Below are 26,043 nucleotides of genomic sequence, written 5' to 3'. Positions count from 1 at the left end.
ATAAGGTTATTTTTCTGCATTTGGGGTGGCGCTTCCGGCTGTGAGCGTATGAAAAATAGTTTCCAGCGAATTTTCTTCCTGCTGCAGACCGATCAGCGACAAGCTGTGATCCGCCGCAAACCGGAAGATCTCCGGACGCACGTCAACTTCCGCAGACGTCAATGCAAAGCGGCCACCTTCCAGTGCATGCACCTCCGTCACACCCGGCAGGCTCCGCAGTTGTTCGGCGCTTACACCCCCGGCAAACTCGGCAATCACAACACGCTGGCCACCGCTGCGGCGCAGCAGATTTTCCAGTCGGTCGTCAGCGACAATAACACCTTTGTTGATCACGATCACGCGGTCGCACAGCGCCTCCACCTCTTGCATAATATGTGTGGAAAACAATACCGTCTTGTCGCGGCTCACATCTTTGATGAGCTTTCGAATCTCCACCAGCTGGTTGGGGTCAAGCCCCGACGTGGGCTCGTCCAGGATCAACACACGGGGGTTGTGTATGAGCGCCTGCGCCAGCCCCACCCGTTGGCGGTATCCCTTGGAGAGCGTCTCAATCTTTTTGTTTTGCTCGCGCGTCAGGCCACAGCGTTCGACCATGGCTCCCACCGCACTGCGCAAGGCGTCGCCCTGCATGCCGTAGAGCTTGCCGACGAAATGTAAATATTCATGCACAAACATGTCCAGGTACAAGGGATTGTGCTCGGGCAGATAGCCCGTGACCTTTTTGACCTGAAGCGGCGCTTCGACGACGTCATAGCCGGCCACGTGCACCTGCCCCGACGTGGGCGGCAGAAAGCAGGTGGCAATCTTCATGGTTGTGGATTTGCCAGCGCCGTTCGGACCGAGGAAGCCTACGATCTCGCCTTCGCCGACCGTAAAGGATATTTCGTTCACAGCTTTTTGCTGTCCGTACAATTTGGTGAGGTTCTTTATTTGCAGCGACATGCTTGAGAAAGAAAAGGCAAGTTTAACGCTTTTTTAAACATGTTCAGAAGTATGAATCCATCGTTTACGCCAGATTGCCCCTGCCGGCCGCCAACAGCCCTGGTTTGATTTCTGCGTGATTCCTTCTAATATTACCCACTTGTTACAACCACGCCGTTCTGCTCTTCGCGTGGGTAAAGAACAACCACGCGTGGGGCAAGCATGAAGAAAATAAAAGACATCGTAAACCGGGACCTGGTCAATCTGACCAACTGCGAAAGCGAGCCGATCCACATTCCCGGCAGCATCCAGTCACACGGGTTCCTCCTCGGTGTAAAACAAGCGCCCGATTTTATCATAGACTTCGTCAGTGCCAACGCTGGGGAATTTATCGGGGTCTCTCCACAGCGTTTACTAGGTCAGCCACTGCGCACCATTTTTTCCGATCAACCCTTCCAGGAATTTACCGACTACCTCGACCACGGCGCAATCGATGCTTCGCAGCCATTTGTATTCCGCACGGTGCAGATACCTTACAACACCACACTGCACTACAGCGGTCCTGTCCTGCTGTTGGAATTCGAGCCCTTTCCCGATGGCAGCCAGAACCTGCCCGACCTCTACAACCAAACACGGCGGTTCATCTCGCTGATGGAGGATGCGAGCTCACTGACGGATCTGTGCGAGACTATCGCCGCGGAGACACGCAGCATCACTGGGTACGACCGCGTGATGATCTACCGCTTTGACAAAGACTACAACGGCAAGGTCATTGCCGAAAATAAACGCGACGACCTGGTGCCCTTTCTCGGCCACCACTATCCACACACCGACATTCCGCCGCAGGCACGCGCACTATACCTGCGCAACCTGCTGCGCATTATTGCTGATGTTCACTACACCCCCGTGCCCATCCTGACGCTCGACGACAATACGCCTGACAAGAACCTTGACCTGAGCCTGTCGATCTTGCGTAGCATCTCGCCCATTCACATCGAGTACCTTCAAAACATGGGCGTGGCCGCTACGCTGACCATCTCGTTGGTGCAGCAAAAAAAGTTATGGGGTTTGATCGCATGTCACCACTACTCGCCTAAAACCTTACCACACTTTACACGCCTGTCTGCACAGCTGCAAGGTCATTTTCTTACCTCACAATTAAGCGTACGAGAGATTGCCGACAGCTATGAGCTATCGCAAGAAGTAGAAGCCAACTACCAGCGGTTGCTACCCGTCCTGCGCCATGAGCATGATTTTCTAACGGGCTTACAGCACATGCCCGCGCTGCTGGACCTCACCCACGCGGAGGGCGTTGTGATCATGAGCGAAGGTAAACTTTACAGCGCTGGCGCGGTGCCTCCCGAGCCCGCATTGCGCAAGTTGATACATTGGTTGCAAGAAACTGTACAGGGTGAGCTGATTACTGCGCGCCTGCACGACCTGTATCCCGAAGCCGACACCATACGCGACACGGCTGCCGGCATCATTTGCAATTCGCTCGTTGATACGACACAGGACCTGATCCTTTGGCTGCGGCCGGAGGTGGAGAAAACGATTGACTGGGCGGGAAATCCTGCCAAGGCCGTGCTGCCCAACGAGCAAGGTGTACGCCTGTCACCACGCAAATCATTTGACCTGTGGCGCGAGACCGTACGCAACCAAAGCAAGGAGTGGCATAGTGTTGAAATACAAGCCGCCGCACGGCTCACGTTCTCGCTGCAACGCCAGCTGCTTCTCTCCTACCTGAGCCGTGAAGAAGCGCGCTACCGCAAGCTGAGCGAGAAGCTACAAGATACCAACGCCGAGTTGGAGAACATTCAGTGGATCGGCACCCACGACTTGAAAGAACCGCTGCGTAAGATCCAGATCTTCGCCTCGCGCATCTTGTCCTCGTCGTTCGATGCGCTGCCCATAACCGTCGCCGACCCGGTGGGACGCATGATGAATGCCGCCAACCGTATGCAGTCGCTGCTGGACGATATCATGGCGTATTCGCTGCTGACCAAAAACAACGAGAACGCCTTTGCCTCGTGTGACCTGAACCAGGTGATCCGCGAAGTGCAACACGAGCTGAAAGAAGAGCTGGAAGAAAAGAAAGCAACACTCCACACCGATACGCTGCCGACGCTGGCCGCCATACCCTTCCAGATACGGCAACTGTTTTTTAACCTGATTGCCAATGCCCTGAAGTTTTCCGCTCCCGGAAAGCCACCCGTCATCCAAATACACTATACCCGGATGGCCGCCACAGAAACTGGCGTACATCGCATTACACTCGCCGACAATGGCATTGGCTTTAGCCAGGAGCATGGCGAAAAGATCTTCCAGGTGTTTCAACGCCTCCACACGCAGGAGAAATATGCTGGTACCGGCATCGGCCTGGCCATCTGCAAAAAGATCATGGCCAACCACCAGGGCACCATTGTGGCTACAGGCCACGAAGACAAAGGCGCAACGTTTATCCTGGAGTTCCCCGAGATACCCGCCCACAGGCCATTTTAAGAACTTTTTAACACGTTTTTCAGAATCCCCAGTGTTACAAACCCCGGCAGGCCGTCATTAAGGTATTGACCGGAACAGTGGAATTCCGGAAATTTACCCTTCAATGAAACGTATTATGCGCTACCTCGCTTTTGTCTGCTTTCTTCTTACATCCATCTATTGCTCGGCTCAAACCGGCTATAACTTTAAGTTTAAGGTCACCGGTTGGAAAGACACCACCGTGTACCTGGGCCACTATTACGGCGAAAGCACGTACATCAAAGACACCGCGCGCGTGAGCGCCGCGGGTGAGTTCGTGTTTGACAACAAAAAGCCCCTGGACCAGGGTGTATACTTCCTGGTGCTGAACAAAAACAAGATCTTCGAATTCCTCGTGGGCACCAACCAGCGGTTCACTCTCGACACCAAAGAAGAGGACTACATCAAGAACATGAAGACCAGCGACCCCGACAATAAGCTGTTCTTTGAAAACATGCTCTTTAACATGGAGCGGCACAAGGAAGCCGAACCGCTTTTAAAAGTACTGCAGGACAGCACACTGACGGAAGATCAAAAGAAAGACGCCCGTGCGGATTTTAACAAGATCAACGACAAGGTCATGGCCTACCAGGCAGAGATCATTGCCAAACATCCCAAGACGCTCACCGCAACCATCTTCAAATCGAACACGGCCGTCAAAATCCCCGACGCCCCGAAGAAAGCCGATGGCAGCATCGACTCCACCTTCCAGCTGCGTTGGTATCGCGAACACTTCTTTGACAACTTCGACCTGAGCAACGATGCACTTATCCGCATGCCGCGCCCGGTGTACCGTGAGAAGATAAAAGAATATACCACCAAGCTGTTTGTGCCCCAGGCAGACTCCGTCATCAAGGCGGTTGACAAAGTCGTTGCCCTGGCGAAGAAAAACAAAGAAACGTATAAGTACTCCGTTTTTGTATTCATCCAGGAATATCAACAGCCCGAAATCATGGGCCTGGACGCCGTGTTTGTACACCTGTATGACACGTACTTCGCCACCGGCGAAATGGACTACTGGGCCACCAGCCTGAAGAAAACGTTGAAAGAACATGCCGAGCGTCTGCGCAAAAGCATGATTGGCAAGGTGGGGCCCAACCTCATCATGCAGGACGCCAACTTTAAGCCGCGGTCGATGTATGACATCAAAAACAAGTATACCATTCTGTATATTTTCGATCCCGATTGCGGCCACTGCAAAGTGGAGACACCCAAGCTCGCAGACTTCTATAAACAGAACAAAGCGAAGTTTGACGTTGAGGTATACGCCGTGAGTACCGATACGTCCATGGCGAAAATGCGCGAATACATGAAGAAGATGGACATGAAATGGATCACGGTGAATGGCCCGCGTACCTATGTAGGACCTCACAGCGATCTGTACGATTCGCCTACGACACCTACACTGTACGTCCTCGACGATAAGAAAAAGATCATTGCCAAGAAGGTGCCGGCCGAAAGCCTGGCGGAGTTTTTTACCAACTACGAGAAGTTCCTGAAGACCCGCGCGGCCAACCAGGCCAAACCCAAAACGCCCTCTAAAACCTAGGCGCTAGCGGACACCGCTCCGTACGGAAGTGAACAGTTTCTCCAGTTCGTACGGAGCAAAAGCAGCTTTGGAAGCTAAAAAACGGGGTTTGTAACTTTTTGCCCCATTTTTGAGTCTTATATGCAACCATTCACCCGATGCGCGGTATCTAGTGAAGTAGGGACGTAATTTAAACCAATACCTGTATGGCCTTTTTTGATAAACTCCTCGGCAAAAAGAAACCGGAATTGAAAGCTCGCTGCCCCATTACCCGGGAGCCGATTGAAAACGGCTTTGGGTACTTGCTCACCACGTCACAGATCATTGCCTCGAAAAAGTACTGGGATATGATCATGACGGAGCCGGAGACCATGTCGTATACAGTATCGCATTTCAAAAACGTCGCCAGTGGCACGCAAATGCGTAACATGATCTTTGAAAAATACAGCAACATCGATAAACCGTGGATGATCTCCGACTCGTGCATCAACTTGTTTGAGAACGTCGACAAAAAGTCTGCGCGTGAAAATGCACGCAAATGGTGGGAGCACGCCGGCCAGTTTATACCCGAGCAATCCGGCCCCGCCTCGAATGCGCTGGACACCCAAACCTTCCAGGTCTGGAAAGACTATGCGGTGCTGGAAGCCGGCCGCTCAAGAATAGTTTTACAGTAGTTTTAAATAGTTTAAAGTAATGGAAAGGCTGCGCTGAAGAACGCAGCTTTTTCTTTTTTATAGGCTTACCCTATTAATTATTCCGATCGATCGTATACTGCACCAGTTGGATCAGCGAACGCTTATAGCTAGACTCGGGGAAATTCGCTAACAGTACAAGCGCATCCTGGTGGAACTTGTTCATCGCGGTGGTGGCATACTGAATGCCGCCTGACTTTTTTACAAACTCGATTACTTCGCGCACCTTGGCCGGCTTGCTGCCTTCGTTTTTGACAATGCGAATGATACGACGCTTTTCCAGCCAACCGGCCTTTGACAAGGCATGGATCAGCGGCAGCGTCATCTTCTTTTCCTTAATGTCGATGCCCACCGGTTTGCCGATCTCGTCTTCGCCATAGTCGAAGAGATCGTCTTTGATCTGAAAGGCCATGCCGATCTTTTCACCAAACTGGCGCATGAGGCCAACGGTCTCGGCACTGACGCCCGATGAGCTGGCGCCTACGGAACAACACGAAGCAATCAGCGAGGCCGTTTTCTGCCGGATGATTTCGTAATACACTTCTTCGGTGATATCGAGGCGACGGGCCTTTTCCATTTGCAGCAGCTCGCCTTCGCTCATGTCGCGTACGGCGTTGTTGACGATGCCTAGCATGTCGAAGTCGCGGTTTTCGATGGAAAGGTGCAGCCCCCGCGAAAGTAAAAAGTCGCCTACCAGTACCGCTATCTTATTCTTCCACAGTGCGTTTACCGAGAAGAAACCCCGGCGGTAATTGGCCTCGTCTACCACGTCATCGTGCACCAGCGTGGCCGTGTGCAGCAGCTCGATGAGTGCCGCGCCGCGGTGGGTGGACTCGTCGATGCGTCCACAGGTGCCCGCGCTCAGGAAGACAAACATGGGCCGCATCTGTTTACCCTTGCGCTTGACGATGTAGCTCATGATCTTGTCCAGCAGCATAACACGGGTCTTCATCAAGGCCCGGAATTTCTGCTCGAACTCCTCCATTTCCCGCTCAATCGGGGCTTTGATATCGACCAACTTCAAAGACATGGCCGCAATAATACGGAAATAAGGCTCTATTCTCTAATACCCCCGGGCCGATTTAATACAGTTCCGAGGCAAAAGCTATTGACTATTGCGCAGGTACTGCCGTATTTCGGGCCATGGATTTTCTACCAGGATTTTGGGGCTATATACTCTTTTCGGCTATCGTCATGACCGTCGCCGTGATCGTGGCCCGCTCGATACGCTTTATCATGGGCCGGCTCATCCGGGGCGCCTCCACCAAGTTAAAAGTAGACCCTACCAAGTATAATTTCCTGAAAAACGCGGTGGAGTTTATTGTGTACATCATCGCGCTGATTGTACTTTTCAACTCCATTCCCACCCTGAAAAGCTACGGAGCCGCCCTCTTTGCCGGTGCCGGTGTGCTGGCCGCCATTGTCGGTTTTGCTTCGCAGTCGGCCTTCTCCAATATCATCAGTGGTATCTTCATCGTGATTTTCCGCCCCTTCAGCGTCGGCGACCGAGTGAAGGTAGGCTTGCTCTACTCCGGCGATGTAGAAGACATCACCCTGCGCCATACCGTGATCAAAGACTTTGAGAACCGGCGCATTGTCATTCCCAACAGCGTTATTAACAACGAGACCATTATCAATTCGACCCTGGAGAACGAGGTCTTGTGTATGTTTATCGAGCTCGGCTTGTCCTTTGACTCCAACCTGGACCAGGCCCTGCGCATTATGCAGGAGGAGGCGATGAAACATCCCGACTGCCTGGACAACCGCACCGCCGAAGAAATCGAAAGTGGCGTGCCCCAGGTACGCGTGCGGCTGGTCAATATTTCGGAAACGGCGCTCCAGCTACGGGCCGGTGCCTGGGCCAAAGACCCGGCTACAGGGTTTGCCATGAAATGTGATCTGCTGCGCAGCATCAAGCTCCGGTTTGATGAAGCGGGCCTGTCGCTTGCACGGCCGCAGCAAACGGTTTATATTAAACACCAGACACCAGACGCATGACCATAACACCCGCTGCTGCTACCCACGCCGATGGCCGGGAAATTCTCGAGCTCATCTCCTATAACCGGGAAAGCCATGACAAGATCGACTGCATGCCCGTCAACGAGCTTTTGCAGCAGCTCAAGCCGGAGCGCGTCAACTGGATCAACGTCGACGGGCTCAACAACCAGGATGTTATTGAAAAAATCCAAAGCCACTTCTGCCTGCACTCGCTGCTGATCGACGATGTGCTCAGCGACCAGCGCCCCAAAGCAGAAGAGTTTGACGACTACCTGTTCTTTACCATGAAGATGCTCCACCGCATCGACGGCACTGGTATATATTACGAGCAGATCAGCTTTGTGCTGGGCAAAAACTTCCTGGTATCGTTTCAAGAAAAGGAAGGCGATCTTTTTGACGGCTTCCGCGAACGCATTCGCCTGGACCTGGGCCGTGTGCGCAAGCGCCAGGCTGATTACCTGTTATACCGGCTTATCGACATCATTGTCGAGAACTATTACAACGTCCTGGACAAAGTAGGCGACCTGGTAGAAGACATTGAAGAAACGGTCTATGAAGCCCCCACCAACCAGACCTTTCACCGCATCCAGAAACTAAAAAAGGAATTGATCTTTCTGCGCAAGGCGCTGTATCCGCTGCGGGATGCGCTTGGCAAGGTAATAAAAGATGAATCAGAATTTGTACACGAGGAAAATCTGCGATTCTATTCAGACGTATACGATCACGTCGTACACCTCATCGACTCCGTCGATACCTACCGTGACTTGACGGCAGGTCTGATGGATGCCCACATCAACGCCATGAACACACGCATGAACGAAGTCATGCGTGTGTTGACGGTCATCTCCACGATCTTCATGCCGCTAACCTTTATCGTAGGTGTGTACGGCATGAACTTCCATCATATGCCCGAGCTCAGCTGGCATTGGGGCTACTACGGCGTGTGGGGTGTCATGGCGGCGCTGGTCATTGTCATGCTCAGCTTCTTCCGCTACAAAAAGTGGTTCTAGCCTCTCCTATTGTTTCGTCACACCGGGCGTGCGCTGCAGAAACTCATCGTACAGCTCGGTCTGCCGGCTTTTCATCGGAATCTTCCAGCCGTCAATAAACACCTGATGAATGGTCGTCTTCGTCTCGAACGGATCGCCATCACTGATCAACAACGTGGCGTTCTTGCCCACCTCGATCGAGCCCAGCCTGTCGGCCACGCCAAAGATCTCGGCCGGCACGATCGTGACTGCCTTCAATGCCTGTTCACGGCCCAGGCCATACGCCGCTGCATAGCCGGCGTGGTACGGCAGGTTCCGTACATTGCCTCTATCGTCCGTCGTGCCGAGGGCTACTTTTACACCGGCCTTGTGCAAGAGACCGGGATTCGCATAAGCCTTATCATACCGGTCGTAATCGCGTGTCGGCACGGCCAGCACCGGACCGGCAATGACCGGTATATTGGCTTTGGCAATCTCCGTCGCAACGCGCCAGCCTTCGCTCACGCCCGACAGAATTACTTTTTTCACCTTCTTCTCGCGCACCCACGTAAGGGCATTCAAAATGTCCCTGGCAACATCCACCTGGATGATAAACGGACGCTCGCCGCGTACCACCGGCAACAACGCCTGCATCTCAGGATAATAGGTCACACCCTTTGACTGCAGCGCCGAGTCGATCTTATGATACTCTCCGGCTTTCTGCCAGGCTTCGTTCAATTTGTTGATACGCTTGTCGTATTCTCGCTTGATCTCCTCGTCGGTGCGTTTGTCAAAGCCACCGCGACGGCCCGACTGCGGCCACATGATTACGACACCTTCAAACCCGGCAAACATCTGGTCGGGCGTATAGCCGTGCAGGTTGATGAGCGCGGCCGTGCCGGGCATCAGGTCACCTTCCGGTGTGGCGATGACGGTGGTGACGCCACTGACGCGGGTCACGGGTATCAGCACAGAGTTCGGGTTGACTGCTGTCAGCGCCCGCATCTGCGGAACGATGTCGCCCACCTCGTTGAAGTCGCGCGTGCGCGGGTCGGAGGCTACTTCGCTCAGGCCCAGTTTGGTGTTAGCGTCGATCATGCCGGGATAGATCCAACGCCCGCGGCAGTCGATTATTTCGGCGCCGGCAGGTACCGTTACCGAAGTGCCGACGGCGGTGATCTTACCCTGGCTGATGACCACGGTTCCATCCTGGATGACACCCTTCGTTACCGTCTCAATGGAGGCGTGCGTCAGTGCGTACGTAGCGTGTGTGCTTTTCTGGCTTTGGGCAGCAAGCGGTTGAATGGCGAGTGCCAGGGCTACCGTTGCGCTGGTGTATAAAAAGGCAGTGAGTTTCTTCATGACCGGGGACATTAGTTAAGTCCGAAAATAGTATCAAATGCACCGTCGAGGCCTTCCAGGCAGCTGTCGTGATCGCGTTGCTGCAGTTCCACAGCTTCGACCGGCTCGTTGGGGTCGACGGCCAGGCGCATGTCGTCAGCATCCTTCGTGCGGTCAAACCGCACCACACCATCGACGATCGTTACCTGTGGCACACCGTATACCGAGAGTGGGTGATTCTGGAAGATGACCAGGTCGGCGTCCTTCCCTACTTCGATCGAGCCCACACGGTGGTCGATGCCCAACTGTTTGGCGGGGTTGAGCGTGATAAGCGCCAGCGCCTCGTCGTCGCTCAACGCACCGTACTTCTGCGTCTTGCCGGCTTCGTGGTACAGGTGGCGCATCAGCTCCGGATCGTCGGAGTTGATGGAGGTCGTGACACCGTTGCGTGTGAGGATGGCGGCGTTATAGGCTGTCGAGTAGTACACTTCGAACTTGTACGCCCACCAATCCGCAAACACCGAAGCCATGGCGCCGTAGGCGGCCAGCTCGGGAGCTACTTTAAAGCCTTCGTTTACGTGCTGAAATACAATCTTCTTAATGCCGAAATCCTTGCATACCTGCAGCATCATATAGATCTCGTCGGCGCGGTAGCTGTGGCAGTGGATGATAATATTGCCCTTTAGGATCTCCGCCAGCGTTTCAAGGCGGTAGTTATACTCCGGGGGTGCGCCGCGAAAACCTTTTTGTGTCTTGGCTTTAGTATACGTGTCCACGGCAGCAGCATAGGCCTTTGCTTTAGAGAACGCTTCACGCATAACAAACTCCACACCCATCCGCGTACGGGGTACGATGTTGTTGCCACCACCGTGTACCCGTGTGGGATTCTCTCCGAGGGCGAACTTAATGGTGCGTGGCGCACCCTGCATACGCAGTGCCTCCGGTTCCAGGACGCCGTAGCGCAACTTGAGTGTTTGGCACTGGCCGCCAATAGCATTGGCGGAGCCGTGCATGGCGTGAATGGTGGTCACACCGCCTGCCAGCGCGCGGTATAATGCTACGTCAAAGGGGTTGATGGCATCGCCTACCGCTACCTCCGCCGTTACGGGTGCCGTCCACTCGTTGATAGCGTCGATACCCTGGTGTGAGTGCGCATCGATAATGCCGGGCATCACAAACATGCCGGTAGCATCTTGTACAGTATAGCCGGTGGGCGCCGTGAGGCTCTTCCCTACTTGCGCGATCTTTCCGTCTTTGATCAAGACGTCGGTGTTGGCCTGCGTGCCCTTGGTAATCGTCAGCACCGTGGCATTGCGGATCAGCATGTTGCCGGTCTGCTGGCCTAGCGCCGGCAGTGTCACCAACATGACCAGCAAAGTATGATATATAGTTCTTTTCATGTTGTTCACGTGTTTAAGGCTTGGGTTTCTGTTGTCCTTGTACCGGCAGCTTGTCACCGCCATCAAGTGTTGCCTCGCCCTTGAACGTCGAGCCTTCTACCTTTGCTTCTACTTCTACTTTGATATTACGGCCGTCCTGGTTCATCACAAACGAGAACTTCAACACGTTACCTTCGTACGTAAGCGTATCGAGTGTCACCGGTTGCGGTAAGAAATCAGCGGACACAGTACCTGTGAGCTGTGTTCCTTCTTTCTTGATCGTGAGCAACGCTTCGCTCTTGCCCTGCGGTGTTTCAGACGTTACTGTCCACTCACCCTCGAGCGCTACCTTCGCCGCTTCCTTCTTGGCGGCGCCGAGGTCCATTTTATACAGTATACCGTTCACAAACACATAGTGCACGACAGACTTCTCGTCAAAGTAAGGCTTGCGTGTCACGACCAGGTTGGCAACCTTGCCCGCATCGACAGAGCCCAGCAGATCGGATACGCCCAACAGCTGCGCGGGCGTCGTCGTCAGGGCTGCCAGCGCCTGATCTTCCGTAAGTCCGGCTTTGATCATCTTGCGCAAGTTGCCGCGAATGTCACCTGCTTTTACTTGCAGTGCCGAAAAACCAAACGGCACACCGGCCTTTTGAAAGGCCGCGGCCTGGCCGGTATATTTTGCAGCAAACTCTGCCTTGCGTTTATCCAGCGCTTCCTTCTCTTGCGCGCTCATGGACTTCAGCGGCTCGTCTTTCTTTTCCTCCTTCTTTTCTTCGGGCAGCTGCAGGCTGAGGAATACCTTGGCGTTCGCTGCCTTCAGCTTCGGGGCAACGTCCCAGCCTTCTTTTACCTCAGCTACCACCAGCGGAAAACCCAGGCCTTTCTGCAGGTCTAATACACGATGCAAGTCAAGGGCCTTCTCGGCTTGAAAGAGCACCGGCATCTTTTTATCGATCACGGGGTAGAAAGCTTCCAGTACCCGGTCCGTCGATGCAGGCTTCAGGCCATTACGCGCAGAGGCATACGTCGTCGCATAGGCCTTGGCTTGTGCGGCCTGACGGTATAATTCACGCCACTTGGCGATCACACCAATGACCGTGACGGGATACACGCGATCGGCCGTAGCCAGCGTGGAGAAGAATGATGTTTGTGATTGCAGCACCATGTCGTCGGCGGAGCGACCGCCCAGCCACACCAGTGCACCCGTGCCGGGCAGCATACCACCGTGCGGCACGACATGCGCCGTGGTAAATCCTACCGCGCGCAGCTCCTCTACCGCCTTGTCCGTGGGGTTTAGAAAATTGCGCACATCCGTTTGCGGAGCAATGCCGGCGCGATCAGGCGGCGGATTGCCGGGGTCTTTCACGCGGTCGCGGTTTTCGTTGTTGGGTTTGTTTACCCCCACATGCGAAAGGCCGTCGATAAAGCCGGCGTAGACATACAGGCTGTCGCCCTTCAGCACGATGGCTTCGGGCGGCACGGGGATATTCTTGCCGACAGCTTTTATCAGTCCGTCTTTCACGATCACCGTACCTTTGTCGATGGAGCGTCCGGGGCTTTGAATAATAGTGACAGGGGTAATGGCGTAGGTGCCCGTGACAGGCAGAAGCTCGCGTTCTTCCTGAGCCAACAGCGGGCCTGCTATGAGCAGCCACACCAGCGCCAGGCTCAGCCGCGCGGCGACAAAAGGAGTCTTCATTAAAACGTAGGTTAATGGTTAAGTTCTGAGCGGAAAGATAATCAGGTTTTTCGCTGCGCTAAAAGCAGCCTACAGGAAAGGCCTATAAATTGGCTGGAAGGCGCACACTAGCCAATGCGCTTCGCTTTGTATCCTTCTTTTTGCAATATCTGTACAACTTTGTCGCGCACGTCGCCTTGTATGAGCACCTCGCCGTCTTTCTGTGAGCCACCTACACCGCATTTGGATTTGATGAGCTTGGTGAGCGTTTCGAGATCGGCGGCAGTCCCGATAAACCCGGTGACCAGCGTTACCTGCTTGCCGGCGCGCCCGCTCTTGTCGAGCTGCACACGCAGGCTCTGCTGCTGCGGCGGCAACGTTTGAGCTTCGTCGGCTTGCTGATAGGAGAACTCAAAATCGGAATTGGTGGAGTAGACCACCCCGTCGCGTTTTTTCCAGTCGTTGTTCTTTTTGCTCATGCTACAAAATTAACCATAATGTGATTAGCAGCAGCACGGCATTGATAAAACTGGCGTTGAAGAAAAATTCCACGTTCTTGCGATAAACCACCGCTATCAACGACACGATAAACGACAACATTGGAAAAATACCCAGCGCCCGGTACGTATAACCCATGTCCACATGCAGACCTTTATAGTCTAACGACATGGGTGTGCGATAAACCGCTGTTCGCGTATACTGAATGGGAGGTCCCTCTGACAACCCGGCTGTGCCAAACCCATACACCCTCAGCGTGGCACCATTATCCAGGTGCAGTCGGGTGGCGACATAACGGCTCCTTGAAGTCACGATACTATAGCTTGCGACATGGGCGTGTGAGGAAGCATATGGCAGCACGTAGTCCAACGCAAACAGCAAGGTCATTGCCAGTCCCACGTAGTTAACCCACCGCAGGTATGGAATACACATCTTCATCATTTCGAGCCGTTCGCGCCGGGCACTGGTGGTCGGCGCAGGGCGTGGACGATACCGCGGATCACGGTGTCGCGGCGTAGACGGTGCCTGCTCGGCCGCCGTCGCGCCACCTATAAGCTCCGTCCATCCTTGCTGACGACGCAGATCATAGGCAGCCCGGCTGTCCGGATCGCCCAGCACATCATAGGCCTCATTGATCTCCGCCATATAGGCGTGTGCCTGCGGATCGGGATTCTTGTCGGGGTGGTACTGCACCACCAACCGCCGGTATACCCGTTTTATTTCCGCCGCGTGTGCAGTAGAACGTATACCCAGTATAGCGTAATAGTCTTTCATGCCGATAACAATAATAAAAAAGCCACGGCATACACCAGTGGCTTTTTTAAGAACAGGTCTGGCAGCAAGATTACTTGTTGCTCATTTTATCCATTTCTTTTTCGAAAGTCTCTTTAAACTTCTCATAATCGTAGTCGATTTTGAGACGATCGTCTTTCGACATCTTTTCGTTGTAAGAAGCCACCAGGTCATCGGCAGAAAGCTCGATGGCGATATAGGTTTTGTAGCTTCCGTCTTCTGACTTCATCAGCTTTTCGCAGATCGTCTTCAGACCGGTAAGCTTCTGGTCCACGATCTCGCGGTTCAGCTGCTCGAAGCGCTCCTCTACCTCCTCCTTATTGTTCATCTCGCGGGAGTTGGTATAGTTGTCGGTGACAGCTTTTACCGTTGTCTGAATGCTGGCCGCCAGTTCCGCGCGGGCGTTAGCAAGGGCCTTCTTCTTCGACGTTACCTGGTCCTGGCTTTGGCCGATGGAGTTAGCGCGGAAGAATTTATTGGACGTGAAGAAATCGGGGCCTGAGCAAGGAACGACTACTTCGGTCTCGCCCTTGGGAGCCTTGTCCTTGCTGCTTTTACAGCCCGCCAGAAACGCGCCGCCCAGGGCAACCAACATGAGGGTAGAGTAGGTGAACTTTTTCATATTAAAATGGAAATTTTAGTTACAAATTATACGATGCAAATGAGATACCAAACTGATCGATGCGCGAGAAATCACGCATGTATGTTTACACTTATTGAAGCACCGTATTAAGAAGCTCGTTCATACGGTCTTTTTCCAGCGTATCCATCGCTTTGGCGTAGGCATCGATGCTGGATTTGTCGTAATCCAGCCCGTAGCCTTTGATCCGGTCCAGCGTGGTCGCGTATATTTCTTTGTTCTCTTTCACCGTCACGACCTTGATGACCCCCGTCAGATACGTAACATAGATGCTGCCGGTTACAGAGCCCTTTTCGGAATCCGACTGGACATCAAACCACAAATCGGCCTTGCGTTTGTCTTCCGTGAATTCAAAGCCGTTATTGGCCAGCAGGTTGCGGAGCTTGTTGCTGATCTGTACTGTGGGTTTGCTCACACCCAGGCTACGTTCCTGCGCCGTGAGGTATACCAGGGGCCGTTGCACCTTTAGCGCTACTTGCGCCGTGGGCACATTCAGCGTACGCGCCACCAGCGTATAAATGGGCGAGCTTCCGCTGCCGCTCATGGCATCGATATCCACCCGCACGCCCACCGTTTGTTCGAGGTCCTTCGATCCGATCTTATTCAACAGAATCTTCGACTGCCCAAGTTGATCGGTACGGTAGTTCGGGAAAACATCGCCGGCACCTTTCTCAAACGCCGCCAGCAGGGGCAACGCGACCGCCGGCTTGTTGATATCTTTATAGAACGCCTTCGCCATCACCGTCTGTGCGCTTTGCTGCACGCGACGGTTGAGCTCGATCACCGACGGATCTACCCGCAAGGAAATCTTGTCGAGCGTCGATTGAATCGACGCATAGATCTCGTTGGCTAACAATACATCTTTACCATCAATCGTAACCCGTATCGCTTCACCCAGGTATTTTTCAATACTGCGGAAAGCCTGGAAATAATAGCTTACCGCCTGCAGTCGCTCGCCTGCCCGCTCGGCATCGCGCGCCTTCTGTAAATAATCGGTTGCCAGCACCGTGGCGTTGCGTTTTTGTTCTTCCTTGATCTGGCGGTAGCGTGCGATGGAGAGACGATAGTATACCCAGTAGTTGCTGGCATCCTCCCAGGCTTCGACCAGCTCGAACTCTTCGATCTCGTCGGCCGTGGTAGTTTTAATGATCTGCTCGTACTGCTCGGTAAACTTTTTATCGGCTTCGAACTGGCTCAGCACCGAGGTGCTGGACACGTTCACTTTGATATCGGAGATGAGGTCTTCCAGGGCACTCTTTTTGGCCGCCTGGATATAGTTGGTATCATTACCTTTCAGACTGTGGCCGATGCCGGTATAATAACCGTCCTGGTAGGGAACGGTCTTGAGCCAGGCCGGCTTTAAAGACTCGGGGTCCGGCGGCTGCACCTTGGGGCTGCAACCCGCCAACACAATCAGGAGGAGCGTAAAAAGTCGTTTCACAAAATAACTCAAAGGAATTCTCGTTAGACCATAAGCCACATCCGTGCCAAAAAGTACCAGGAACACACCCCAACCCATCACACACGTCGTGGACCACTCAAAACAAATCTACGGGGATAGGCGGTTAAACGACCACGGAAACCCATTTTATTTTAACTTTATCAGCAAATCCGGCCTTTTATGAAAAGAATATTTACGTACGTGGCAGTGGTGGCCACCCTTTTGGGATGCCAGGATCAGGAGAACAGCGCCCCCAGCGATTTTACGGGCAACGAAAGCGTCTACGCCCTGGCAGCACCGCCGGACGCCGCATACGACATCAGCGGCACCGTAACGTTTAAAGAGAAGAAAGACGGCCAGACTGTGATCATAGTCGCCCTCTCAGGCACCGACGGCGACGTGCAACTGCCCGTCCACCTGCACCTGGGCAACATCGGCGCGCCCGATGCCGACGTCTACGCCCTGCTAAACCCCGTGCTCGGTAAAACCGGCCAAAGTGAAACCCTCTTCGCCCACGCCGGCGACGAAACTCCCCTGAACTACCAGCAGCTGATCGGCCTGAACGCCTGTGTGAAAGTGCACCTGGGAGCCAGTGGCCCCGACCGCGATGTCGTCCTGGCCGGCGGCAACATCGGCGCCGCCTTTACCAATGATACCTCCGCACGCGGCAGCTTTTTTGCCAGCTGCAAAAGCGAATAAGATAACACAAGCCCATAAAAAAGCCCCACCCGGAATACCGCGTGGGGGCTTTTTTTATACCCAAAAGGCTGGACGACTATGCGCCGTCGCCTTTCGCTTGTACTTCATACGAAGTCAGGGAAGCCACAAAATACTCGCGGTTCATGCGGGCGATGTTCGTCAGGCTGATGCCTTTCGGACATTCGGCTTCGCAAGCCCCCGTGTTGGTACAGGCACCGAAGTCTTCGGCATCCATCTGCGCCACCATCTTCTCGACACGCTCCTTGCGCTCCGCCTGGCCTTGCGGCAGCAGGGCAAACTGCGATACTTTAGCGCTGACAAACAGCATAGCCGATGCATTCTTACAGGCCGCTACGCAAGCGCCGCAGCCGATACACTGTGCAGCGTCCATCGCCTCGTCGGCAATTTTCTTGGGAATCGGTATAGCGTTACCATCGGGTACGCCGCCCGTATTGATCGACACATACCCCCCGGCCTGTTGGATGCGGTCGAACGCCGTACGGTCTACCACCAGGTCTTTCAGTACCGGGAACGCCTTGGCGCGCCACGGCTCGATCGTGATAGTCTCACCGTCTTTGAACGTGCGCATGTGCAGCTGGCATGTAGTGGTCTGCTGCGGACCGTGTGGACGGCCGTTGATATACAGACTGCACATACCGCAGATACCTTCGCGGCAGTCGTGATCGAATGCTACCGGGTCCTCTCCCTTTACCACCAGCTCATTATTCAACACGTCCAGCATCTCCAGGAACGACATGTCTTCCGACACGTGTTCAGCCTGGTACACTTTGAAGGCACCTTTGGAGGTGTTGTTTTTTTGTCTCCAGACTTTAAGTGTAATCTTCATGGTAGCCTCTTATTTATAACTCCGCTGAGTCGGTTTAACAGTTTCATAGATCAATTCTTCCTTGTGCAGGACTTCGGGCTGATCTTCACCCGTGTATTGCCAGGCGGCAACGTACATAAACTCGTCGTCTTTGCGTTGTGCTTCGCCGTCAGGCGTAGAAGACTCCTCGCGGAAGTGCCCGCCGCAAGACTCGCTGCGGTTCAACGCATCGTCAACCATCAGCTCGCCCAGCTCGATGAAGTCAGCTACACGCATCGCTTTTTCCAGCTCCTGGTTCAGTTCGCCTGACCCACCCAATACGTTGACGTTGTTCCAGAACTCTTTCTTCAATTCCTGGATCTTGCCTTTTGCTTTGCGCAGGCCTGCGTCGGTACGCGACATACCGCAATACTCCCACATGATGTGGCCAAGGTCGCGGTGCAGGTGGTCGACAGTCTTTTTGCCTTTAATGCTCAGCAGCTTACTGATGCGTTCGTTTACTTGCTTTTCAGCCTCCTTAAACTCTGGCAGGTCGGTGCTGATCTTCTCGCCGGCCTTCATGTCCGCCAGGTAATTACCGATGGTATACGGAATCACAAAATAACCGTCGGCCAGACCCTGCATCAGCGCTGAAGCGCCCAGGCGGTTTGCGCCGTGGTCGGAGAAATTGGCTTCGCCGAGGGCGTACAGACCGGGGACAGTCGTCATCAGGTTGTAGTCTACCCAAAGGCCACCCATGGTGTAATGCACCGCAGGGTAGATCATCATCGGCATCTCATACGGGTTGTCGCCGGTGATCTGCTTATACATATCGAACAGGTTACCGTACTTCGCTTCGATCACGTTGCGCCCGTCGCGTTTGATGGCGTCGGCGAAGTCGAGGAATACGGCACGGCCGGTCTGGCCTACGCCACGGCCTTCGTCGCACATATACTTGGCGTTACGCGACGCCACGTCGCGGGGCACCAGGTTACCGAACGAAGGATATTTGCGTTCCAGGAAGTAATCGCGGTCGTCTTCGGCAATGCCGGCAGCGTCTTTTGCACGCAGGCCCGGCTTGGCCACTTTCGGTACCCATACGCGACCATCGTTCCGCAGCGACTCTGACATCAGCGTCAGCTTCGACTGGTGGTCGCCCGTTACCGGGATACAGGTCGGGTGAATTTGTGTATAGCAAGGATTGCCAAAGAAGGCACCTTTCTTGTGCGCACGCCAGGCAGCGGTCACGTTCGAGCCCTTCGCGTTCGTCGACAGGAAGAAGACGTTACCATAGCCGCCGGTCGCCAGCAACACGGCATGCGCGCTGTGCGACTCGATCTTGCCAGTCACCAGGTTACGCGTCACAATGCCACGCGCCTTGCCGTCCACCAATACCACGTCGAGCATCTCGGTGCGGGTATACATCTTCACTTTGCCATTGGCAATCTGGCGGTTCAGCGCCGAGTATGCGCCGAGCAACAACTGTTGCCCGGTTTGACCGCGGGCGTAAAACGTACGCGATACCTGGGCGCCACCGAAAGAGCGGTTGGCCAGGGTTCCACCATATTCGCGGGCGAAGGGCACACCTTGTGCCACACACTGGTCGATGATGTTTACGCTTACTTCTGCCAGGCGGTGTACGTTGGCTTCGCGCGCGCGGTAGTCACCACCTTTGATTGTATCATAAAAAAGACGGTACACACTGTCACCGTCGTTTTGGTAATTCTTGGCTGCGTTGATACCACCTTGCGCGGCGATACTGTGCGCGCGGCGGGGGCTATCCTGGAAACAGAACGCCTTAACATTGTAACCCAGCTCACCAAGCGATGCCGCGGCAGAAGCACCGGCCAGACCGGTACCCACTACGATCACTTCATACTTCCGCTTGTTGGCCGGGTTTACCAGCTTCACGTTGAACTTATGCTTGGTCCACTTTTCAGCCAGGGGGCCTTGCGGAGCTTTTGATTCTAGTTTCATATTAATGACTCGCGAATTGCGCTGATTAATTAATTAGTGAGGAGTCGTCAGGTACATGATGATCGGAATGATCGCGAACAATACCGGAACGATGATCGAGAAGGCTCTGCCAACAACCCGGATCGGCTGGTTGTACTTCAGGTGATTGAGACCCAGCGTCTGAAACGTGCTGGCGAAACCGTGCCACAGGTGAAAGGCCAGGACCATCATACTGACCACATAGATCAATACGATCAGCGGGTTGCTATACGCAAACACCACGACAGAATACAGATCTTTTACCTCCACGCCGTCGTAAACTTTTACCGGTATACCGCCCCAGTGCATTTCATACCAGAACCCTTTCAGGTGGATAACCAGGAAGATCAGGATAAATGTTCCCAGGATTCCCATGTTGCGCGAAGTCCATGCAGAAGAGTTCTTGCTGACGGCATATCCTTCCGGACCGCGGGCCTTACGATTGTGAATCGTTAACAGCAGCGCCCAGATAATATGGATGATGATGCACGCGTAGTTTACGTACGACACGATCTTAATCAATGTATTCGTCGTCATGAACTTGGAATAAACATTGAATGCCTCTCCCCCATCGTTTTTGAGGAGCTGAAGATTACCGGCTAAGTGTACTGCGAGAAAAAGGATCAGGAAAAGACCGGTCAGGGCCATCATTAGTTTTCTGCCGAGGGTGCTCGTCAGAAGCTTGGTAAACCAATTCATATTTAGGCTTTCAGAATTTTTGCGAAAATTAGTTCGCAAAGCCTACTTCACCAAGGCGAACATTACTTTATAAATGTTCTAAATAGGAAATCAACGCTATCCTTCCGTTCGACAGACAGTAAGGTAGTAGATGATTTACAGGCATATACGTACGTGTGTGGCGCACGCGTTGCGGAGGCAGGATGAGTGTCTACATGTACTAATCTAAACGAATTCAAACAATAAAATGATGAGTGCGATGACGACGATCGCCACCAAAAGGAACCATTCTTTGCGGAGAAAAGAGATGACTGCTTTGAGCCAGTTCTTCATAGTTTTACGTTATACACGTCAGGAATACCAACAATCAGGCCCGTCCAACAAGTAGTTGATTATCAATAAAATGACAAAGTTGCGGTAAATCAGTGTCTCAATTAGAAGATCCAAATTTGAACAATATTCCCAATTTGAAACATGTATTATTTCTTTACTCAGGTGCAGGCGTGTCCGCAAACACGGTGTCTTGGGATCGGTCCCGGTGCCATATTCTGGCCCGGCGGGGGTAGTGACTGATTGCATGTCAGGTTTGGATTTGATTTGAAATAAAACTTTTCCCGCCGCCGGGGTGTATTAACTTTACACCTTCAATCACTGAACGATTTTTTGTAGATGTATCTGATCTTCGACACGGAGACCACTGGTCTCCCGCGTAATAAAACGGCCCCCTTATCTGACCTCGACAACTGGCCCCGGCTGGTACAGCTCGCCTGGGAGTTGCATGACAACCACGGCAAGCTCATCGCGCAACAAAATTACATTGTCAAGCCCGACGGGTTCGACATCCCCTTCAATGCTGAGCAGATCCACGGCATCTCGACCCAACGCGCCCTCGAAGAAGGTCACGACCTGTTAACCGTACTCAGCACGTTTATTCAGGACCTCACCCGAACACAGTTGCTGGTAGGTCACAACATTGAGTTCGATATTAATATCATCGGCGCCGAATTCCTGCGCCTGCAGCTCGCGCCCGAGCAGTTCACCTCGCTGGCCCGCCTCGATACCGGCATTTCCTCTGTCGACTTCTGCCAGCTGCAAGGTGGTATTGGCGGCAGGCTGAAAATGCCCAAGCTGATCGAGCTGCACCAAAAACTTTTTGGCGTTGGCTTCGACGCCGCCCACGACGCTGCGTACGACGTAGCCGCTACCGCACGATGCTTCTTCGGCCTCATCACCCACAAGGTTGTCAAGCCCCTCGACGGCACACCGGTCGAAGCGATCGTATACGAAGCCCCCAACCTGGAAGCTGCCAACTTCGCCAAACGCGAAAAGAAACAAGACGCCGGCTACAGCCTGAAAGGGGCGGAGCTCGCACCCATGACGGACAAGCCGTTTGTACACCTGCGTGTGCACTCGCAATACTCCGTACTGCAAGCGACCCCGGACATCAAGTCCATCATCAGCAAAGCAAAAGCGCTGGGTATGCCGGCCATTGCGCTGACCGACCTCGGCAACATGTACGGCGCCTTTAAATTTGTGCGCGAAGCGACCAACCATGAAATCAAGGCCATCGTGGGCTGCGAGTTCTATGTGTCGGAAGAGCGCCGGAAAAACAAGTTTACCAAAGATGCACCCGACAAGCGGTATAACCAGGTGCTGCTGGCCAAAAACAAAAACGGCTATCACAACATTGCCAAGCTCAGCTCACTGGCGTTTCTCGAAGGCCTGTACGGCATCCATGCACGCATCGACAAAGCGCTGATCGAAGAATATAAACAAGACCTGATCGCCACCACGGGCGGGCTATCCAGCGAAGTGCCCCACCTCATCCTGAACGTTGGCGAGAAACAGGCAGAAGAAGCCTTCAAATGGTGGCACAACCTGTTTGGCGAAGACTTTTACATCGAGCTGAACCGCCACGGCATACCACAGGAAGATCACGTCAACAAAGTGCTGCTGCGCTTTGCGGAGAAATACGGTGTAAAATACTTCGCCGCCAACGAGTCGTTCTACCTCGACAAAGAAGAGGCCAACGCCCATGACGTACTGCTGTGTATCAAAGAAGGTGAGTTCAAATCCACCCCTATCGGCCACGGCCGGGGCACGCGGTACGGACTGCCCAACAACGAATATTACCTCAAGTCGCAGGACGAGATGAAGGCGCTCTTCCGCGACCTGCCGCAAGCGGTCGAGACGATCAACGAGATCCTCGACAAGATCGAGCCCTATACCCTCGAGCGCAGCGTATTGCTGCCCAAGTTCGATATTCCCGCAGAGTTCGAAAGCCAGGATGCCTACTTGCGGCACCTGACCTACCTGGGCGCGGCGAAGCGTTATCCGGAGATCACCCAGGAGATACGCGACCGCCTCGACTTCGAGCTGGATACGATTCAGAAGACAGGGTACCCGGGCTACTTCCTCATCGTACAGGACTTCACGTCCAAGGCCCGCGAAATGGGTGTATCCGTTGGACCGGGCCGGGGCTCGGCAGCGGGTTCTGCTGTGGCGTATGCCATCGGCATCACCAACGTAGACCCGATCAAGTACGATTTGCTGTTCGAACGTTTTCTGAACCCGGACCGCGTATCACTCCCCGATATTGATATTGACTTTGACGACGAAGGTCGTGACCGCGTATTAAAATACGTAATCGATAAATACGGCAAGACGCAGGTAGCGCAGATCATTACCTACGGCACCATGGCCGCCAAGTCGTCCATCCGCGACTGCGCGCGTGTGATGGAGCTGCCGCTGGCCGACGCCAACTTGCTGGCGAAGATGATCCCGGAGAAGCCGGGCACCTCGCTCGACATGGCATTCGACGAAGTAAAAGAATTGGCGGACATCAAGAAAGGCAGCGACTTGCGTGCCGATGTATTACGCCAGGCGATAATTCTCGAAGGCTCCGTACGAAGCACCGGTACACACGCCTGTGGTGTGATCATCACACCCGACGACCTGACCAAGTTCGTGCCGGTGTCGACGGCGAAGGACTCGGATATGCTTGTCACGCAGTTTGACAACAGCGTCGTGGAAAGCGCCGGCCTGCTGAAGATGGACTTCCTGGGGTTGACGACCCTCTCGGTCATCAACACGGCAGTACGCAACGTGAAGAAAAGTCGCGGTATCGAAATCGTCGTCGACGACATTCCGCTGGACGATGCGGCGACCTATCAGCTCTTCCAACGCGGTGAAACTACTGGCACGTTTCAGTTTGAAAGTGTGGGCATGCAGAAATACCTGCGCCAGCTTAAACCCGATAAATTCGAAGACCTTATTGCCATGAACGCCCTGTACCGACCGGGGCCGATGGAATACATTCCGGCGTTCGTCAACCGTAAGCACGGGCGCGAGCCGATTACATACGACCTGGCTCCCATGGAAGAATACCTGGCGGAAACGTACGGTATTACCGTCTACCAGGAACAGGTGATGTTGCTGTCGCAGAGTCTGGCAGGCTTTAGCAAAGGCGACGCTGACGTACTGCGGAAGGCGATGGGTAAAAAGCAAAAGGCGGTGCTGGACAAGATGAAAGACAAATTCATCAAAGGTGCCGGCGAGCGCGGCCACGCCAAGGAGATCTGCGAAAAGGTCTGGACCGACTGGGAGGCCTTTGCGCAATACGCCTTTAACAAATCGCACTCTACGTGCTACTCGCTGGTAGCCTACCATACAGCCTACCTCAAAGCCAACTATCCGGCCGAGTATATGGCCGCGGTGTTAACACACTCGCAAAACAACCTCGAGAACGTTACCTTCTTTATTGAAGAATGTCGCAGCCTGGGCATAAAAGTACTGGGCCCGCACGTAAACGAGTCGGGAATCTTCTTTGAAGTAAACAAAGCCGGTGAGATCCGCTTTGGACTGGGCGCCATCAAAGGTGCCGGCGAAGCGGCCGTAGACGCAATCATCCAGGAGCGCGAAGCGCGTGGTCATTTTGAAGACATTTTCGATCTGACGAAACGTATGGCGCAACGATCGGTGAACAAAAAAACACTGGAATGCCTGGCGTTATCAGGCGCCCTGGATTGCTTTGAGGGTGTACACCGCCGCCAGTATGTTTTTGCCAAAGACGGCGACATCAGCCTGCTGGAAAAGGCCCTCAAGTTTGCCCTCAAAACGCAACAAGACGAGCAAAGCGCACAAGCCAGCCTCTTTGGCGGTGGCACCGGTACAGCCATGCCTAAACCGCGCGTGGAGTACGTGGAGCCCTATAGCGAAATTGAAAAGCTCAACCTCGAAAAAGAAGTGGTGGGGATCTATATCTCCGGTCACCCGCTCGACAACTTCAAGTTCGAGATGGACCACTTCTGCACCATTACGTGTAACAAGCTGTCGGAGCTCGACCCGCTGCTGGGCCGTGAGCTGAAACTGGGCGGCATTGTGTCGGGGGTGGAACATCGCACAACCAAGACGGGCAAGCCTTTTGGCAAGTTTACGCTCGAAGACTATACCGGCAACTACTCGTTTGTGCTCTTCAGTGAAGACTACCTCAAGTTTAAAAACTTTATGAGCCTGGGGTGGTTTCTCTTTATAGAAGGGGCCGTCGTGAAGAATAACTGGGGCCAGCAAAATGTGGAGTTCAAAATACGCAACATCGACCTGCTGAACGAGATCGGCGTCAAGCGCAGCAAGGGTGTGAAGATCCGCATGAATACGCGGGAACTGACCCGCGATATGATCGGCAAGATCGAGACGGTCTGCCAGGAATTTTCAGGTAACACCCCGTTGTACCTGAAGCTGACCGACGACGGGGAGCGGATCAACCTGGAGCTGATGAGCCGGAAGTTTCGGGTCAACCCGATAAACGATATGGTTAAAAAAATGAAAAAGGCCGGGGAACTGGACGTAGAGGTGGTTTTTTGAGAAAAAACGTCGGGTGCGGACTTTGAACTAAATAAATTACCTTTGCGTTGGTATAAGTGAATGTGAACCACCTTCTGATAAAAAGAAGACAACACTTATTTAAAGAACATAATTTATAACACATAACTCTCATGGGAAAAGCAATTGAACTTACAGATGCTAACTTCGATCAGATCATAAATTCTGATAAGCCTGTACTGGTAGACTTCTGGGCCGAATGGTGTGGTCCCTGTAAGATGATCGGACCGGTAGTAGAAGAGCTTGCCGGCGATTACGAAGGCAAAGCGGTTATCGGCAAATTGAATGTCGACGAAAATCCCTCTGTAACAGCCCGTTTCGGCGTGCGCAGCATCCCGACCCTGCTGGTGTTCAAAGGCGGCCAGGTTGTTGACAAACAAGTTGGTGCCGTGCCCAAGTCCGTACTGAATCAAAAACTCTCCGCGCAGGTAGCATAAGCTGCCCTCGCTGTACCTATATAAAAGCCGTCCCAGTGATACTGGGACGGCTTTTGTTTTTCTAAATACTGCCCGCCAGTCTAAGACTGGCAACAGTTTAAGGCACAAGAGACGCGCTACGCGCTAACTCTTGCGCCAGATGCCACGAT

At 53.6% G+C, this 26,043-nt stretch carries 20 protein-coding genes; 8 read left to right on the top strand and 12 right to left on the bottom strand.

The genetic code is table 11. The features are described 5' to 3' along the window. Positions 1-6 precede the first annotated feature (6 nt). On the bottom strand, positions 7-942 hold the full coding sequence (gene gldA / locus K7P01_RS23750; RefSeq protein WP_267297076.1) for a gliding motility-associated ABC transporter ATP-binding subunit GldA: 936 nt from the start codon (positions 940-942) through the stop codon (positions 7-9). A 201-nt stretch (positions 943-1,143) separates the two neighbouring features. Here gldA and K7P01_RS23745 point away from each other — a divergent pair, with 201 nt between their 5' ends. The 3 genes from K7P01_RS23745 (at position 1,144) to K7P01_RS23735 (ending at position 5,643) form a co-directional block, all read left to right on the top strand. Further along, positions 1,144-3,423, top strand: coding sequence for an ATP-binding protein (locus K7P01_RS23745; protein WP_267297075.1), 2,280 nt, complete (start codon positions 1,144-1,146; stop codon positions 3,421-3,423). A gap of 103 nt (positions 3,424-3,526) precedes the next feature. Next, a complete protein-coding gene (locus K7P01_RS23740; RefSeq protein WP_267297074.1) occupies positions 3,527-4,990 on the top strand; it encodes a redoxin domain-containing protein in 1,464 nt (487 codons plus the stop codon). Between the two features lie 185 nt (positions 4,991-5,175). Further along, a complete protein-coding gene (locus K7P01_RS23735) occupies positions 5,176-5,643 on the top strand; it encodes a hypothetical protein (RefSeq protein WP_267297073.1) in 468 nt (155 codons plus the stop codon). Between the two features lie 73 nt (positions 5,644-5,716). Here the strand turns inward: K7P01_RS23735 and K7P01_RS23730 are convergent, their stop codons facing one another. Continuing rightward, positions 5,717-6,691: a polyprenyl synthetase family protein gene (locus tag K7P01_RS23730; protein ID WP_267297072.1), complete on the bottom strand. Its 975-nt coding sequence runs from the start codon at positions 6,689-6,691 to the stop codon at positions 5,717-5,719. A gap of 113 nt (positions 6,692-6,804) precedes the next feature. On the opposite strand from K7P01_RS23730, the gene K7P01_RS23725 reads away from it, so the two are divergent. Both K7P01_RS23725 and corA read left to right on the top strand, forming a co-directional pair. Further along, the gene (locus tag K7P01_RS23725; protein WP_267297071.1) at positions 6,805-7,659 is read left to right on the top strand and encodes a mechanosensitive ion channel family protein; all 855 of its coding nucleotides are present in this window, start codon (positions 6,805-6,807) and stop codon (positions 7,657-7,659) included. Next, on the top strand, positions 7,656-8,669 hold the full coding sequence (gene corA, locus K7P01_RS23720) for a magnesium/cobalt transporter CorA (protein ID WP_267297070.1): 1,014 nt from the start codon (positions 7,656-7,658) through the stop codon (positions 8,667-8,669). The genes K7P01_RS23725 and corA overlap by 4 nt, the downstream gene beginning before the upstream one ends. A 6-nt stretch (positions 8,670-8,675) precedes the next feature. Here corA and K7P01_RS23715 read toward each other — a convergent pair whose 3' ends face one another. The 7 genes from K7P01_RS23715 to K7P01_RS23685 all read right to left on the bottom strand — a co-directional run bounded on the left by K7P01_RS23715 (position 8,676) and on the right by K7P01_RS23685 (position 16,399). Beyond that, positions 8,676-9,989: an amidohydrolase family protein gene (locus K7P01_RS23715; protein ID WP_267297069.1), complete on the bottom strand. Its 1,314-nt coding sequence runs from the start codon at positions 9,987-9,989 to the stop codon at positions 8,676-8,678. A gap of 11 nt (positions 9,990-10,000) precedes the next feature. Beyond that, positions 10,001-11,368: an amidohydrolase gene (locus K7P01_RS23710; RefSeq protein WP_267297068.1), complete on the bottom strand. Its 1,368-nt coding sequence runs from the start codon at positions 11,366-11,368 to the stop codon at positions 10,001-10,003. Between the two features lie 13 nt (positions 11,369-11,381). Next, positions 11,382-13,049 (bottom strand): amidohydrolase family protein, encoded by a 1,668-nt coding sequence (locus K7P01_RS23705; RefSeq protein ID WP_267297067.1) that lies wholly within the window; start codon positions 13,047-13,049, stop codon positions 11,382-11,384. A 107-nt stretch (positions 13,050-13,156) separates the two neighbouring features. Then, positions 13,157-13,507: a translation initiation factor gene (locus K7P01_RS23700; protein ID WP_267297066.1), complete on the bottom strand. Its 351-nt coding sequence runs from the start codon at positions 13,505-13,507 to the stop codon at positions 13,157-13,159. A gap of 1 nt (position 13,508) precedes the next feature. Next, the gene (locus tag K7P01_RS23695) at positions 13,509-14,300 is read right to left on the bottom strand and encodes a J domain-containing protein (RefSeq protein WP_267297065.1); all 792 of its coding nucleotides are present in this window, start codon (positions 14,298-14,300) and stop codon (positions 13,509-13,511) included. Between the two features lie 70 nt (positions 14,301-14,370). Beyond that, a complete protein-coding gene (locus K7P01_RS23690; protein WP_267297064.1) occupies positions 14,371-14,940 on the bottom strand; it encodes an LPP20 family lipoprotein in 570 nt (189 codons plus the stop codon). A gap of 91 nt (positions 14,941-15,031) precedes the next feature. Beyond that, positions 15,032-16,399 (bottom strand): LPP20 family lipoprotein, encoded by a 1,368-nt coding sequence (locus K7P01_RS23685; protein ID WP_267297063.1) that lies wholly within the window; start codon positions 16,397-16,399, stop codon positions 15,032-15,034. A 180-nt stretch (positions 16,400-16,579) separates the two neighbouring features. On the opposite strand from K7P01_RS23685, the gene K7P01_RS23680 reads away from it, so the two are divergent. Continuing rightward, on the top strand, positions 16,580-17,098 hold the full coding sequence (locus tag K7P01_RS23680; protein ID WP_267297062.1) for a hypothetical protein: 519 nt from the start codon (positions 16,580-16,582) through the stop codon (positions 17,096-17,098). A 76-nt stretch (positions 17,099-17,174) separates the two neighbouring features. On the opposite strand, the gene K7P01_RS23675 is transcribed toward K7P01_RS23680, so the two are convergent. From K7P01_RS23675 to K7P01_RS23665, 3 genes are read right to left on the bottom strand one after another with little or no spacing between them, the layout of a single operon-like run. Next, positions 17,175-17,945, bottom strand: a complete 771-nt coding sequence (locus K7P01_RS23675) for a succinate dehydrogenase/fumarate reductase iron-sulfur subunit (RefSeq protein WP_267297061.1) — start codon at positions 17,943-17,945, stop codon at positions 17,175-17,177. Between the two features lie 9 nt (positions 17,946-17,954). Beyond that, entirely contained in the window at positions 17,955-19,880 is a 1,926-nt protein-coding gene (locus K7P01_RS23670; RefSeq protein ID WP_267297060.1) for a fumarate reductase/succinate dehydrogenase flavoprotein subunit, read from the bottom strand. Positions 19,881-19,913: 33 nt separating this feature from the next. Further along, positions 19,914-20,597 carry a succinate dehydrogenase cytochrome b subunit gene (locus K7P01_RS23665; RefSeq protein WP_267297059.1) on the bottom strand — a complete coding sequence of 228 codons (684 nt, stop codon included), beginning with the start codon at positions 20,595-20,597 and terminating at the stop codon, positions 19,914-19,916. A gap of 648 nt (positions 20,598-21,245) precedes the next feature. Between K7P01_RS23665 and dnaE the strand changes: the two genes are divergently transcribed. Both dnaE and trxA read left to right on the top strand, forming a co-directional pair. Further along, the gene (gene dnaE / locus K7P01_RS23660) at positions 21,246-25,439 is read left to right on the top strand and encodes a DNA polymerase III subunit alpha (RefSeq protein ID WP_267297058.1); all 4,194 of its coding nucleotides are present in this window, start codon (positions 21,246-21,248) and stop codon (positions 25,437-25,439) included. Positions 25,440-25,570: 131 nt separating this feature from the next. Next, complete coding sequence (gene trxA / locus K7P01_RS23655; protein WP_267297057.1) at positions 25,571-25,894, top strand: thioredoxin; 324 nt, start codon at positions 25,571-25,573, stop codon at positions 25,892-25,894. Positions 25,895-26,043: the final 149 nt, after the last annotated feature.

This window comes from Parachryseolinea silvisoli (assembly GCF_021190955.1).
GTDB lineage: Bacteria > Bacteroidota > Bacteroidia > Cytophagales > Cyclobacteriaceae > Ohtaekwangia > Ohtaekwangia silvisoli.
This window is presented reverse-complemented; position numbering and strand designations above follow the sequence as displayed.